Source organism: Porphyromonas endodontalis ATCC 35406 (genome assembly GCF_000174815.1).
Taxonomy (GTDB): Bacteria; Bacteroidota; Bacteroidia; order Bacteroidales; family Porphyromonadaceae; genus Porphyromonas; species Porphyromonas endodontalis.
This window is the reverse complement of the sequence record NZ_ACNN01000032.1, coordinates 25,884-39,949: the sequence shown is the minus strand read 5'-3', so window position 1 is coordinate 39,949 and position 14,066 is coordinate 25,884. Positions and strand designations below refer to the sequence as shown.

Below are 14,066 nucleotides of genomic sequence, written 5' to 3'. Positions count from 1 at the left end.
TCAGACAACCTTTGGGTGCAAAAGAGTGTAGAGCGGATATTAAAGGTTGGGTTGGAGAGCAGCTACCCAGTTGTCGATGCGGTCGCCCGTCTTGTCCGACTCGTTAATCTCGTCAAGGAGGAGACCGATGAGCTTACCACCCTGCTCGCAGCGAGTTTCGTCGTAGCCGTAATCTTCAGCAGCTACTTCGCCAATGAAGGTGCAGCTAGTCCCTTCCATCTCTTCTTTGATGGTAGCAAGGGCGTCGCAGAATGTATCGCTATATGAGGAAGAATCACCGCAACCGAAGAGACCCACGCACTTGCCGGCGAGGTTTTGTCCCTTAGCTTTGGGGAGGAAGCTTTCCCAATCGTCTTGGAGGTCGCCCATACCCCAAGTGGAACTACCGAGGAGTAGAACATCATAATTTGCCATAGAAGTAGCGTCTGCGGAAGCTACGTCGTGAATGTCTGCTGCATCCACACCGAGACGCTTAGCTATGGTCTTTGTTACATCGGCAGTCGTACCACTTGAGGATCCAAAGTAAATACCAATCTTTTTCATCGTTTGTGTCTATTAATTTCTAACATTACTAGTTTACGGTGCAAAGTTAGAGACTCCGGAATAGCCGTACAATCACTATTTATAGGTGCTGAGAGGACTTTTTTATCGCAAATAGTAGTGATATTGACCTGAAAGAGGGCTTAGGGGGATAAGATTAGAGGCGACTACGCAATGTAGCCGCCTCTTTGTATAGGGGGAGTAGTCTCGCCTCCCTAGGTATATCAGGAGTATTGGGGATGCCCCCTCTCCCTTAGGGATTAATAGATGGAGTAGCTTTTCTCACGCATGGACTCTGCATCGGCATAGAGGTAGATCCATGGGCAGCGAGAGGCAATGAAGTTGGCAGGATACTCTTTTGCTTCGGGAAGAAGGTTGATGATATCGCCAATAGCAAATCGGGCTTCTCCCCCAAAGGCGTAGAGCGCAAGCCCCTTAGCCCCTTCAATCGTGGGAATGGATAGGGTTACATGCTGATCGCCATGGGAGGGGTGTGCGTTGGCAAAAGCGATTGGTTCTTCGAGGAAGATGTCATGCTGACCAGCGAAGATGCCGGCAACATGTCCGTCCTTAGTCATATCCATGAGTACCATATCGAAGCGAGGAGCTCCACCTACCTTGGGTAGGGTTTTTAGGATCTCTTGAGCATAGCGCTCAGCCTCAGTTTCGGGGGCATTATCCGTATTGATGGGATGGATATTGGGGGAGGGAATTTCTATTTTATCAAAGAGATGAGCTTTAGCCACGAGGTGATGGAGTCCTTTTTGTTGCCCACTCATCACTTCCGAAGCATAATAGATCTGCACTTTAGACCACTCTATAGGAGTATTGGCAAGAGCTTGGTATAGAGGAATTGCAGGGAATCCCCCCGTAAGTGCGAGGTAGTAAACTTCGCTTTTCTCTACCTCTTGTTGTATACGCTCCGCGAGTTTCTTGGCAGTGGCTTCTGCACTGGGATAACTTATTGTATTCATTGTTATAATCTTTGTTTTGTACCTGTAGAGGTAACAAACGAAGTAGTACAATTAGTTCGCTAGAATAGGCTCGCAAGGTGGATAATCGTCTTCATAGCCTTGTACATCGTAGTAAGGGAGCAATACTCGTACTTGCCGTGGAAGTTCATGCCTCCCGTGAATAGATTGGGGCAGGGGAGACCCATGTAGGATAGTCTGGCTCCGTCCGTCCCTCCACGAATTGGCTTGACAAGAGGGGTAACCCCTGCCATCTTCATCGCCTGCTTGGCACGCTCGATAAGCTCGGGATAAGGGGCTATTTGTTCCTTCATGTTGTAGTATTGGTCTTTGAGGGTTAGGGAGATAACCTCTTCGCCAATCTTGGTATTAAGGTAGCTAACAGCTGCCGAAATAATCCGTTTTTTCTCCTCGAACAGCTCCCTAGAGTGATCGCGAATGATGTATGCCATCTCGGCCGATTCTACGCTACCGGAGAGGTGGATAAGGTGGAAGAACCCTTCGTACTCCTCGGTCAGCTCGGGGCACATCCCTACGGGAAGCATCTCGTGGAGGTCGCAAGCAATTTGCAAGGCATTCAGCATCTTACCTTTGGCAGAGCCGGGGTGGATATTACGCCCCTGAATGGAAAGTTTGGCGGAAGCTGCATTGAAGTTTTCGTATTCGAGTTCACCCTCGAACCCTCCATCCACGGTATAGGCAAATTGGGCACCGAATTGCTTTACATCAAAGTGGTCTACGCCACGTCCTATCTCCTCGTCGGGAGTGAAGCCGATGCGGATTTTTCCATGAGCTATCTGAGGGTTGGTCATAAAGTACTCTGCCATGGTCATGATCTCGGCAACCCCGGCTTTGTCGTCAGCCCCGAGTAGGGTAGTACCATCGGTAGTAATGAGGGTATGACCCTTGTAGAAGGAAAGCTCGGGGAAGTCTGCCACGGTCATCATCAAACTCTCGTTGAGGCGGATGTCTTTGCCATCGTAGTTCTCAATAATCTGAGGCTTTACGTTGGCTCCACTCATGTCGGGGGCTGTATCTACGTGCGAGATAAACCCAACGACGGGGCGATCTTCCATTCCCTTTGTTGCCGGAATGCTCCCCATCACATAGCCATATTTATCCATGGAGACCTCGGTAAGCCCGAGCGCAATCATCTCGTCATGCAGCGCACGGAGGAGTACTAATTGCTTATCGGTAGAGGGGAAAGTATCAGAAGCTTCGTTGCTTTGGGTATCGAAGCTCACATAGTGCAGGAATCGTTCTTTGAGATCCATATTGATAGATGCTAGAGAGTTTAAAGATTATTTTTTCTGACCACGGATTGCGTCCCATGCGAAGTAGGCAATGATAAGCAGATACATAGCCAGTGAGAGCCAATGCGCCGAGGGGGTGGCATACCACTTGGAGGCGAAGAGATCTACATTGTTGAATTTGAGAATGGCACTTACAACCCCCATGAGAGCTCCGCCTGCGATAAATCCTGATGCAATGAGCGTACCCTTGTCTCTGCGAGCCTTGTTGATAGAGGCGTCTTTGCTGCGAGAACCTACAAAATGACTAATTAGACCTCCAACCAAGAGGGGGACATTGAGTTGTAATGGGATAAACATACCCAGGGCGAAAGGTAGAGCCGGCACCTTTATAAAGTTGAGGATAAGAGCGAGGATAGCTCCTACTGCATAGAGAATCCACGGAGTTTCACCTCCTTCCATCAAGGGCTTAATCACAGCTGCCATAGCATTTGCTTGAGGGGCTACTAGGGCTCCTTCGCCTTCGAATCCGTAGGTTTTGCTGAGGATAATCATTACTCCTGCTACAGTTAGAGCCGAAACAAAAGTGCCGAGGAACTTCCGTTTCTCTTGTTTCTGAGGAGTCGTACCGAGCCAATAACCAATCTTGAGATCCGTGATGAAGCCGCCTGCCATAGAGAGAGCTGTACATACAACACCGCCGATAATCATGGCAGCCATCATCCCACGCTCTCCTTGGATACCCACGCTTACGAGTATTACAGAGGTGAGAATAAGGGTCATAAGGGTCATGCCGGAGACGGGGTTGCTCCCCACTATTGCGATAGCATTAGCAGCAACGGTGGTGAAAAGGAAGGCGATGACGAATACAATCAGAAGGGCAATGAGCGTCTGTGATATGTTATGAATAACGCCAAATTGAAAGAAAACAAAAGTGGTAATAAGAGCCGCAATGATGCCTACGAGCACAAACTTCATGGATAGATCTTGTTCCGTACGAAGGGTAGGACCATTCAAATCTCGCTTATTACCCAATTCGTTAGCAGCCAGTTTTACAGCGCGTCCTATTATGCCCGAAGACTTGAGAATGCCGATAATCCCTGCCATGGCAATACCTCCAATCCCTAAGGGACGTGCGTAGTTGGCAAAGATTTGTTCGGCACTCATGGCTCCTACCGTTAGGTCGATACCATCTCCTACGGGGAGTGTCATGCCGGGGGCAAAGTAGCCAATGAGGGGAACAATTACGAACCAGACAAGGAAGGAGCCCCCACAAATAATCGCTACATAGGGTAGCCCAATGATGTAGCCGAGCCCGAGCACTGCAGCTCCGGTGTTTAGTTTGAAGACCATCTTGTACTTATCGGCAAGAGTTTCTCCCCATGCCATCATACGAGTGGAAATCTCATCGGTCCACCAACCAAAAGTGCTGATGATGAAGTCGTATAGACCGCCAATAAGTCCACTCAGTGCAAGTAGTTTGGTTTGTTTACCGGCACTCTCGCCCGTTACAAGTACCTCTGTTGTAGCTGTTGCTTCCGGGAATGGATACTTACCATGCATCTCCTGTACAAAGTAGCGACGGAAGGGAATGAGAAGGAGTATCCCTAGGCATCCTCCTACAAAAGAAGAGAGGAAGATTTGCCAAAATCCTGCCTCTAATTGCAAAATGTAGAGGGCGGGAAGAGTGAAAATGGCACCTGCTACAATAACCCCTGAGGAGGCTCCAATGGATTGAATAATTACGTTTTGCCCGAGCATATTCTTCTTGCCCGAGAGCGAGCCGATGCCTACAGCCAAAATAGCAATAGGGATAGCCGCCTCAAATACTTGTCCCACTTTAAGACCGAGATAGGCTGTGGCTGCGGAGAACAGGATAGCCATAATAATACCCATAAGCACCGAATAGAGGGTGACTTCTCGTGGGTTCTCTCGAGCTGGGAGGAGTGGGGTGTATTTCTCTCCTTCGTGGAGAGGCCGATAGGCGTTGTCGGGTAATCTTGAGGATTTGTTTTCTTCCATATCTATTCCTTTTTGAGTGCAGTTTAATCTCCTCTAGAGTAAAGACGAAAAACACCCTCCCTGTAGATATTGCACTTCTCTTAGAGGATAGGAGAGGGCGGTGTATCTACCGAGAGGGATCCTTTTCATACTCTGTATATCTTATTTAGTCTCTTTGTCGGGGCGTGGCTTATCGAGTTTCTCAAATTCGCTATTGTTGCTACGATACTCAGGAACGAGGGCTTTTATAGCGGCGACAGAGCCAATTATATCCACATTGTAAGACCTCTTTTTCAATTCTTCAAATTGTGCAGCAATGGGTTCAAAGTCGTTGGGGCGTACCATTGCCATTCTGATCTTGGGCAGCTTGGTGGGGATGGTGTGCTCGTGACTATCGAGTACTTCTTCGTAGATTTTTTTCCCCGGGACGCAGTCCTGTGTATTCGATTTTTATTTGCTCATCGGGGATAAGCCTAGCTAGGCGTATCATGTTGCGAGCTAGGTCTACAATCTTGTGGGGCTCACCCATCTCAAAAACAAATATCCTGGTTGTATCTCCCAGTGCACTGGCTTGTAGTACCAAGCGACACGCTTCACGTATGCTCATGAAGTATCGTGTTATATCGGGGTGTGTGACCGTGATGGGCCCTCCATTGGCTATCTGCTCTCGGAATAGATGAAATACTGAACCTTGGGAACCCAGTACGTTGCCAAACCGGGTGGTTAAGAAGATGGTCTTCCCCTCTATCTTCCCCTCTTCTATGGCATGCCCTAAGGCTTGTACGTACATCTCTGCACTTCGCTTGGTGGCTCCCATTACGTTGGTGGGGTTCACAGCTTTATCGGTAGAGATCATTACCATCTTTTCTACTCCGTACTTGAGGCAATGGTCGGCGATATTTTGGGTTCCCATACAGTTAACCAAGATGGCTTCGCAGGGATTTTCTTCCATCAAAGGCACATGCTTATAGGCGGCGGCGTGGAGTACGATGTGGGGATGGAAACGCCGGAATACCATATCTACGCGTTCCTTACTACGAACATCTCCAATGATAGGAGAGAACTGAAGATTAGGGAACTTCTTCTGTAGCTCTAAGCGAATATTGTGGAGGGGCGTTTCTGCATTATCGAAAAGAACGAGGTGTTTTATGTCTAGCCCTGCTACCTGACGGGCAATTTCGCTCCCGATGCTTCCGGCAGCTCCTGTTACGAGGATTGTCTTCCCTGTATATAATTGCTTTACGGGGGTCATATCAAGTTTGATTTCGTCTCGTAGAAGAAGATCTTCTATGTTGATATGGCGCACCCCTTGCTCGGCTAGTAAAGTAGGGGTGGTCTTTTCTATCTCAGGGGCTAGCATGGCAGATACCCCAAGGGCAAGACAAACTTCCACCAATCCATTACGTTCGGCGAATAGATCGTCTTTGTTGGAAAAAATAATGGCACGCACCCCATACCGTTTTATCAAAATAGCAACATCTTTCTGCGAGGAGACATACAGGATGGGTTTACCAGCTATAGTGAAAGTGCTTTCGTGCCTTCTCTGGCTACAAAAACCTACTACGTTGTAGTTGCGATTGCGCTCAAGTAGGTTGGCAAGAGCTACAGACTCTTCATTTGTACCATAGATGACGACGAAGGTGGTAACCTTGGTTGTGGTAGGATCTCCCGCAGTACCCCAGCGTGCCAATATGATAAAGCAGGCACGGGATAGCACTGTCATGAAAAAGAATACAATGAAGAATAGTAAAAAGAATAGCAGAGAGTGTAAAAGCAGAACCTTGAGATTGACTTCTGCATTAACTAATAGTAGGATGGTTGTAGAGAGAATTCCCACAGATAGGGTATTGCAGACGGTGTACCAAAAGGTGCGTGTGCTAATATCTAAGGAAGAAAATCGGAATGCTTGTTTGTAGGTACGGAAGAGGTAGCTTGTGAGCAATGTGGAGATGAATGCCACTCCTATGGTAATCGTGAAATAACTTTTATCTATAAAAGAAGCCGGGGCTACCCAACCAACACACAATCCAACTAGTAGTGCACTGAGGGTACCTAGTAGAGTGTCGAATAAAAGGATGTAGCGACGATCTATGAAGTTTTGGAAAAGTCGCTTTTGTAGTAACTTTTGAGCCTCAATCTTAAGCTTATTTTTTCTGTTTTGTTTCTCGTAATTCATCTCCTTCTTTCTAGTTGCGCTTATTATCCGCCTTTACTGATAATAGGTGGTTAATGGTACCGTGTCGAGAATGACTGACAAGAGAAACGAGAGAGTATAACTACTTCTGTATAAAAAGGGGGAACACGAAAATTTTAGTACCCCAATGGATTACCCTCTCTCTTTATTTCTATGCCATTCTCTCTACTTAAATAAATATCTCTCTTTCTCTTTTTTATATTCTACGTTTCTCACCGCAAAGATAAGGACTTCTCCTTTAGTGCGCAAAATGGGAATGCTCAAATCCCGCCTTTATCGAATGATAAAAGGCGGGATTTGAGGATAATACACTCCCAAAGGGAGTGTTGTTTTTGTATTAAAGCTTGTCGTTGGACCCGAGTACGTCGCAGATCTTGTGCTTGTAGAGCTCTTTGAGGCTATCGCGAGCCGGACCTAGGTACTTACGGGGGTCAAATTCTGCAGGTTTATTAACGAATACTTCACGGATGGCTGCGGTCATAGCAAGACGGCCATCGGAGTCAATATTAACCTTGCAGACGTTTGTTTTAGAAGCCTTGCGGAGTTGCTCTTCGGGGATCCCGATGGAGTCTTTGAGGGCACCACCATTGGCATTGATAATCTTTACCTTATCTTGAGGTACAGAGCTAGAGCCGTGAAGAACAATGGGGAACCCTGGGATACGACGCTGTACTTCCTCAAGGATGTCGAAGCGAAGTGGAGGAGGAACGAGTACGCCCTCTTCGTTGCGGGTGCATTGTGCAGGGGTAAACTTGTAAGCTCCGTGTGATGTGCCTATGGAGATAGCAAGGGAGTCTACTCCTGTTTTCTTCACGAAGTCCTCTACTTGAGCAGGATCTGTATAAGTATGAGTTTCGGCTTGTACGTCGTCTTCGATACCTGCGAGTACCCCTAGCTCACCCTCCACTGTTACATCAAACTGATGAGCATAGTCTACAACCTTGCGTGTAAGGGCTACGTTTTCATCATAGGGAAGGGCGCTCCCATCAATCATTACGGAAGAAAATCCGAGTTCGATACAGCTCTTACAAAGCTCAAAAGTATCACCATGGTCGAGGTGGAGACAGATTTGGGGATTGGGCTGTCCCAACTCTTTAGCATACTCTACAGCTCCTTGTGCCATATAGCGCAAAAGGGTCTGATTAGCATACTTACGAGCTCCACTTGATACCTGTAAGATAACGGGAGAATTGGTCTCTACAACAGCTTGGATGATAGCTTGTAGCTGCTCCATGTTGTTGAAGTTGTAGGCAGGGATGGCGTAACCGCCTTTCATGGCTTTAGCAAACATCTCACGGGTGTTTACCAATCCGAGTTCTTTGTAGCTTACCATAAATTTTTAGATTAAACGACTTGTTCTTTACGACTGCAAACATAGTTATTTAATATAGTCTAGCCAAATTTTTTGCGTTAAATCGCATGGATTGGGTACTCCAGATGCCGGAGAATCTTCAAAGAGGGAGGGTTTTACTTCTCCCTTTTGATGCAAATGTGTCCACTTTTGATTAGTTGATAAAAACAGCGTACGCAAGTGTCGAGGTCTTGTACGGCATCGTGCGTTTCGCCTGTGGGATCATTGCCAAAAAGGAAAGAATGCAGCTCTCCCAATCGTGGATATTTGTATGGCTCTTGGTGGGGAATGGCTCTAGCGTTGGTGTGCTCTAGGTGTGGTAGCTTGCACAAATTACATGTTTCTAGCATGGTGCAATAGCTGTATTGAGCTGCATGGCAAGAGACCTTGCGTATTTGCCCTTGTGTGCAACCGGCTCTCTCAAGAGCTTTCCCTAGTATATGAAGATCGAAAGCCAGATTATGCGCTACCAGTAGGGTGTCACCGTCCCAATCGCTGAGGAATTCTAATAGGACATCCCTAGCTGCCTCTCCTCTTTGCTTCAGCTCTTCGGTTGTAATGCCGTGTATGGCAGTAGCCTCTGAGGGGACATTAATCCCCGATATGAATCTGTTGCAACGCTTAACTTCACGTAAGTGGCTATCGAGTACGCACCAGGCAAGCTGGATGAGTTCCGGGCTATCCTCTTCTCGCTGGATAGGGGCGTTCGGAAGTCCTGTAGTGTCGGTGTCGAATAGGACGATAGAGTGAGGACGCTTCGAAATGGTTTTCTCTTTGATTCTAATCTCTCTACTACAGGACGTTGTATGGGGGTGACGCGAAACCCTTTTGTAGGTAAAGAGGGCTGCCAATCCCAATGCTACGAGTAGAGAGAGTAGTGCAATGACCATACTAGAGTGCGGTATATCTTTATCGAGATTCTTGTCTACAAAAGTAACCGATTCGCTTCACTCTCCTTGTCGTGGGTTGGGGCTGGTATAGATTTTCTTTTTACCTGTGTAAATGGAGGAAGTGTCGGAGGTTTCCTTTTTCATCTGAAAAGGAGGTGTTTTGCAGGCTGAAATCTTTTTCTTTTTAGGCCTAAAAATTCTTGTTTTTCAGTCAGAAAGTGACTAATACATAGGGCAAGAAATTTTTGCTTTTTAACCTAGAATTTCTCCGAAAGTACTCTTGATACGATTGAATAGAGCTACCTTTGTTGTGGATTTTAGATGCAAAGCAATGGAGCAAATAAAGAGTAGGTATGATGTGGAGAGCTATCGCAAAGATTTTCCTCTCCTGCATACCGAGATGAATGGTAAGCCTTTGGTTTATCTGGATAATGCCGCTACCACACAAAAGCCTCAAGTGGTAATCGACAGTATCGTAGAGGCATATACAACGTGTAACGCCAATGTACATCGAGGAGTCTACCGTCTGAGTAGAGAGGCCACGGAGCGACATGAGGCTGCACGAGCCACTGTAGCCAAGTTTATAGGAGCCGATAGCCGGGAAATCCTTTTCACGAGAGGTACTACAGAAAGCCTTAACTTGGTCGCGTCTACCTATGGAATGGAGTTCCTCCAGCCGAGGGATGAGATTATCGTTAGTACGATGGAGCACCACTCCAATATAGTGCCCTGGCAGCAAGTGGCTCTCCGTCGTGGTTGTACCTTGCGCGTTATCCCTATCCACGATGATGGCTCTCTAGATCAAGAGGCCTATCGCTCCCTACTTACGGAGCGTACGCGCCTTGTCTCCATTGCACACGTAAGTAATGTTTTAGGTACGATCAATCCCATTCGGGAAATGATTGCCGAGGCACACGCCGTTGGGGCTGTAGTGGTAATTGATGGGGCGCAGGGAGCTGCACATGAGGTCGTGGATGTAAAAGAGTTGGATTGTGACTTTTATGCATTTTCCGGTCATAAACTCTATGCTCCTACCGGCATAGGAGTGCTCTATGGCAAGGCCGAACTCCTAGAGAAAATGCCCCCTTACCAATTTGGGGGAGAGATGATTGAGAAAGTTACTTTTGAGCAAACCACCTTCAATACCATACCCTATAAGTTTGAAGCCGGCACTCCCAATTTTGTGGGATCGGTAGCTCTAGCAAAAGCGATTGAGTATGTACAAGGTATTGGTCTAGAGGCTATTGGCGCACACGAAAAGCACTTGCTCAGGATGGCTGTAGACGAGGTGGCCCCTCTCAAGGGCGTACGCCTGATTGGCACTGCTCCCAACAAAGAGGCCGTACTTACCTTCGTAGTAGATGGAGTACACCCCTATGATTTGGTGCTTTTGATGGATCAACAAGGGATTGCGTTGCGCTCCGGTCACCATTGCGCAGAGCCTCTTTTAGATCGTTTTGGGGTAACTTCTACCCTCAGAGCTTCTTTTGCACTCTACAATACTGAGGCTGATGTACATGCCTTTGTTGCGGCTTTACGTCGTGCTCTTAGTTTCTTTTGAGAAGAAGTAGTTGGGGATGTTAGACTTGCATTTTTTGGCAGATGGCTGTATAGAGTGTGGGTGCGACGAAGCTGGACGAGGCTCTCTAGTGGGAGACGTCTTTGCAGCTGCCGTAATCTTGCCGGAGGACTTCTGTTTGCCGGAGCTTAACGACTCGAAAAAACTAACTGAGCGCACTCGTTATCGTCTTCGTCCCCAAATAGAAGAGCAAGCAGTGGCTTGGGCTGTAGGGCGAGCTTCGGCAGAAGAGATTGATACGTACAACATACTCCACGCTTCATTTTTGGCTATGCACCGAGCCATAGCCGCCTTGGGCATTACGCCCCAACGTTTGCTTATTGATGGCAATCACTTCGACCCTTACCTTGATATCCCCCACGAGTGCATCGTAAAAGGGGATAGTCGCCTAGCTTCTATTGCCGCAGCTTCTATCCTTGCCAAAACCTATCGAGACGATTATATGTTGGCTGCTCACAAGCGATTCCCCGTCTATGGTTGGGATCGCAATAAAGGATATCCCACCCCTGCCCATAGACAGGCGATAGAGAAAATGGGGCACTCTCCACTCCAGCGTTTCACCTTTATGGAGACGAAACCCTCTAGAAAAGACTAGAGTGGGTTAGTGGTAAAAAGGGTGTGGAGTGAGCGGTTGGCTCGCTAGGGGGTGGTAATCGCCCTTGAGACCAATGGGGGTGCTGTGGCGTATGTCGTGCACAATTTCGATACAGGGGCGTACCTCTTCCAATCCAAATCCTTCTCCTTTCAATATATGTTGGTAGCTCTCGTTGTGCAGTTCGGTAAAGCCAACACTGAACTCAAACTCTTCTCCGTCTATATTGATGGTTCGATAGGTTCGCTTCTCGCCCTCTACGGCATTGGGTGGAAGTAGTTGGGCATTAATAGAGAGGAAGTAACGCACTCGGGCTCTCTTTAGCTCGAGGTATCCTGCACAGCGATCATGGCTCATTATGTGCACGATGTTGCGTTGTACAGAGCCAAAGATCCAAGTAAGCATATCATAGAAGTGTACCCCGATGTTCGTTGCAATACCTCCACTTTTCCGATCATCCCCTTTCCACGAAGTGTAATACCACATACCACGTGAGGTAATGTAGGTGAGGTCTACGTCGTATATCTTGTCAGGATTCCCATTTTGTACCTTCTCGTGTAGGGCGATGATAGAGGGGTGCAGACGCAGTTGTAGTATGTTATAAACGTGGTGCCCAGTCTCTCTCTCAATTTGTTGTAGTGCATCTATATTCCACGGATTTAGCACGAGAGGTTTCTCGCAAATTACTTCTGCCCCAAGGCGCATAGCGTAGCGACAATGAGCATCGTGGAGGTAATTGGGAGAGCAGACAGAGATATAATCAAGTTGCTTCGGGGTACCTCGCAACTTGCTATTGTGGCGGTCGAATAGCTCTTGTTCGGTAAAGAAAGAGGCTTCTGGAAAGTAACTATCGATGATGCCGACGCTGTCGTGAGGATCGTAGGTAGATATGAGTTGATTACCGGTGGCTTGTATGGCACGGAGATGACGAGGGGCAATGTAACCTGCGACCCCTATGATGGCGAAATTTTTCATTCGACTAGAGATACTTTAGAGTTAGAGAGTTGGTAAATTTCTTGGGTGGTGGGACATTGGGCTCTGCCTTTTTCGTCAAAATTGAGACGTTCGCCATGGCGGCTTACCCACCCAATTTGTCGAGCAGGATTCCCTACCACAAGGGCAAAGTCAGGGACATCGCTGAGTACCACAGTACCTGCACCTACTAGGGCATAAGCTCCGATGGAAATGCCACATAGGATGGTTGCATTCGCTCCGATAGAGGCTCCGCATCCTATTCGAGTAGGGAGGAACTCCCCTTTTCTGCTTGTAAAAGCTCTTGGATTGAGGATGTTGGTGAAAACACAAGAGGGACCTAAAAAGACGTTTTCTGCACACTGCACTCCGGTATAGATAGATACATTGTTTTGTACTCTGCAGCCATCCCCAAGTACGACACCGGGAGAAACAACTACATTTTGCCCCAGAGAACAATTCTTGCCAAGGGCAGCTCCTTGCATAACGTGGGAGAAATGCCAAATGATGGTGCCGCTACCAATGGAGCATCCTTCGTCTATAATGGCTGTGGGGTGAGCTTGATAGTGTGCTGTGGGTAGGTTCATAAGGCTGAGAGTATTAGCTTTTATGCAAATTGCCGGATGGCTGCAATTACCCGATCTTGCTCCTCTAGGGGGAACTCGGGATAGATGGGTAGAGAGAGCACCTCAAGGGAGAGTTGCTCTGCCGTGGTAAGGGGTTGTGTACAATGTGCTAGATGAGCAAATGCAGGCTGGTGGTGCAGAGGTTGAGGATAGTAGACCATGGAGGGAATACCTTGCTCCGAGAGATACTGGCGTAGTTGGTCTCGTTTCCCCTTGAGTATCCGTAAGGTATATTGGTGATATACGTGCGTTGTGTAGGGCATCTCTTGGGGAGGAATAATGTTTTCTACCCCTTGTAGAGCCTTTGTGTAGCGATGAGCTAATTCGCATCGCCTCTCTCCATATTCTGCAAGATGGGGGAGTTTGCATCTTAGGATCGCCGCCTGTAGTGTGTCTAGCCGTGAGTTGCAGCCAATGGCTTCATGTCTATATTTTGTGCGCTGACCGTGGTTGGCTATCATCTTGAGTCTCTCGGCAAGGAGAGCATCGTCTGTAAAGATGGCTCCCCCATCGCCGTAGCATCCCAAATTCTTGGAAGGGAAGAAAGAGGTACAGCCAATATGCCCCAAAGTGCCTGCCGTCGCCCTTCTCCCGTCGGAGAAGGTGTAAACAGCCCCTAAGGCTTGAGCGTTATCCTCTATTACGTAGAGGTTGTGCTCTTGTGCGAAGCGAAGTATTGGCTCCATGGGGCAGATAGACCCGAATAAGTGTACGGGAATAAGGGCGCGAGTACGTAGGGTTAGTGCTTTTTCTAGTTGCTTGGGATTGAGACAGAAGGTTTCTTTGTCCACATCCACAAGTACCGGTACCAAGCCGAGTAGGGCTACCACCTCTGCACTTGCCGCGTAGGTAAAGGCCGGAACAAGCACCTCGTCACCTGGTTTTAGCTCCAACGCCATTAAGGCTATCTGTAGGGCATCGGTGCCATTGGCGCAGGGGATAACATAGCGGCAGCCTACGTGGTCTGCTAATTCTTGGGCGAATAAACCTACCTCCTCCCCCTGGATAAAATCGGTTTTCTCTAGCACCTTTTTTATCGCTTGGTCTATCTCCTCTTTGAGAGATAGGTATTGAGCATGGAGGTCGAGCATCTTCATATC

Annotated in this window: 11 protein-coding genes and 1 pseudogene; 2 read left to right on the top strand and 10 right to left on the bottom strand. The window is 47.7% G+C overall.

Features of this window, described 5'->3' with window-relative positions:
* Positions 1–39 precede the first annotated feature (39 nt).
* The 7 genes and pseudogenes from POREN0001_RS07700 to POREN0001_RS07670 all read right to left on the bottom strand — a co-directional run bounded on the left by POREN0001_RS07700 (position 40) and on the right by POREN0001_RS07670 (position 9,197).
* The gene (locus tag POREN0001_RS07700; RefSeq protein ID WP_004334855.1) at positions 40–543 is read right to left on the bottom strand and encodes a flavodoxin; all 504 of its coding nucleotides are present in this window, start codon (positions 541–543) and stop codon (positions 40–42) included.
* 257 nt (positions 544–800) lie between these two features.
* Positions 801–1,514 (bottom strand): 6-phosphogluconolactonase, encoded by a 714-nt coding sequence (locus POREN0001_RS07695; protein WP_040581424.1) that lies wholly within the window; start codon positions 1,512–1,514, stop codon positions 801–803.
* A 59-nt stretch (positions 1,515–1,573) separates the two neighbouring features.
* Positions 1,574–2,785 (bottom strand): peptidase T, encoded by a 1,212-nt coding sequence (gene pepT, locus POREN0001_RS07690; protein ID WP_004334867.1) that lies wholly within the window; start codon positions 2,783–2,785, stop codon positions 1,574–1,576.
* 27 nt (positions 2,786–2,812) lie between these two features.
* On the bottom strand, positions 2,813–4,783 hold the full coding sequence (locus POREN0001_RS07685) for an OPT family oligopeptide transporter (RefSeq protein ID WP_004334763.1): 1,971 nt from the start codon (positions 4,781–4,783) through the stop codon (positions 2,813–2,815).
* A 141-nt stretch (positions 4,784–4,924) separates the two neighbouring features.
* Positions 4,925–5,993 (bottom strand): annotated as a pseudogene (locus POREN0001_RS09700) (UDP-N-acetylglucosamine 4,6-dehydratase family protein); the annotation flags it as partial.
* A 1,300-nt stretch (positions 5,994–7,293) separates the two neighbouring features.
* Positions 7,294–8,289: a class II fructose-bisphosphate aldolase gene (locus POREN0001_RS07675; protein WP_004334804.1), complete on the bottom strand. Its 996-nt coding sequence runs from the start codon at positions 8,287–8,289 to the stop codon at positions 7,294–7,296.
* A 134-nt stretch (positions 8,290–8,423) separates the two neighbouring features.
* Entirely contained in the window at positions 8,424–9,197 is a 774-nt protein-coding gene (locus tag POREN0001_RS07670; protein ID WP_004334881.1) for a 3'-5' exonuclease, read from the bottom strand.
* A 331-nt stretch (positions 9,198–9,528) separates the two neighbouring features.
* Here POREN0001_RS07670 and POREN0001_RS07665 point away from each other — a divergent pair, with 331 nt between their 5' ends.
* Both POREN0001_RS07665 and POREN0001_RS07660 read left to right on the top strand, forming a co-directional pair.
* The gene (locus POREN0001_RS07665) at positions 9,529–10,758 is read left to right on the top strand and encodes an aminotransferase class V-fold PLP-dependent enzyme (RefSeq protein WP_040581421.1); all 1,230 of its coding nucleotides are present in this window, start codon (positions 9,529–9,531) and stop codon (positions 10,756–10,758) included.
* Positions 10,759–10,774: 16 nt separating this feature from the next.
* Positions 10,775–11,371 (top strand): ribonuclease HII, encoded by a 597-nt coding sequence (locus tag POREN0001_RS07660; RefSeq protein WP_004334749.1) that lies wholly within the window; start codon positions 10,775–10,777, stop codon positions 11,369–11,371.
* Positions 11,372–11,377: 6 nt separating this feature from the next.
* On the opposite strand, the gene POREN0001_RS07655 is transcribed toward POREN0001_RS07660, so the two are convergent.
* Genes POREN0001_RS07655 through POREN0001_RS07645 form a run of 3 tightly spaced genes read right to left on the bottom strand, consistent with a single transcriptional unit; the run spans position 11,378 to position 14,063 of the window.
* On the bottom strand, positions 11,378–12,343 hold the full coding sequence (locus tag POREN0001_RS07655; protein WP_004334757.1) for a Gfo/Idh/MocA family oxidoreductase: 966 nt from the start codon (positions 12,341–12,343) through the stop codon (positions 11,378–11,380).
* Entirely contained in the window at positions 12,340–12,927 is a 588-nt protein-coding gene (locus POREN0001_RS07650; RefSeq protein WP_004334833.1) for an acyltransferase, read from the bottom strand. The genes POREN0001_RS07655 and POREN0001_RS07650 overlap by 4 nt, the downstream gene beginning before the upstream one ends.
* A gap of 20 nt (positions 12,928–12,947) precedes the next feature.
* The gene (locus tag POREN0001_RS07645; protein WP_004334826.1) at positions 12,948–14,063 is read right to left on the bottom strand and encodes a DegT/DnrJ/EryC1/StrS family aminotransferase; all 1,116 of its coding nucleotides are present in this window, start codon (positions 14,061–14,063) and stop codon (positions 12,948–12,950) included.
* Positions 14,064–14,066 lie beyond the last annotated feature (3 nt).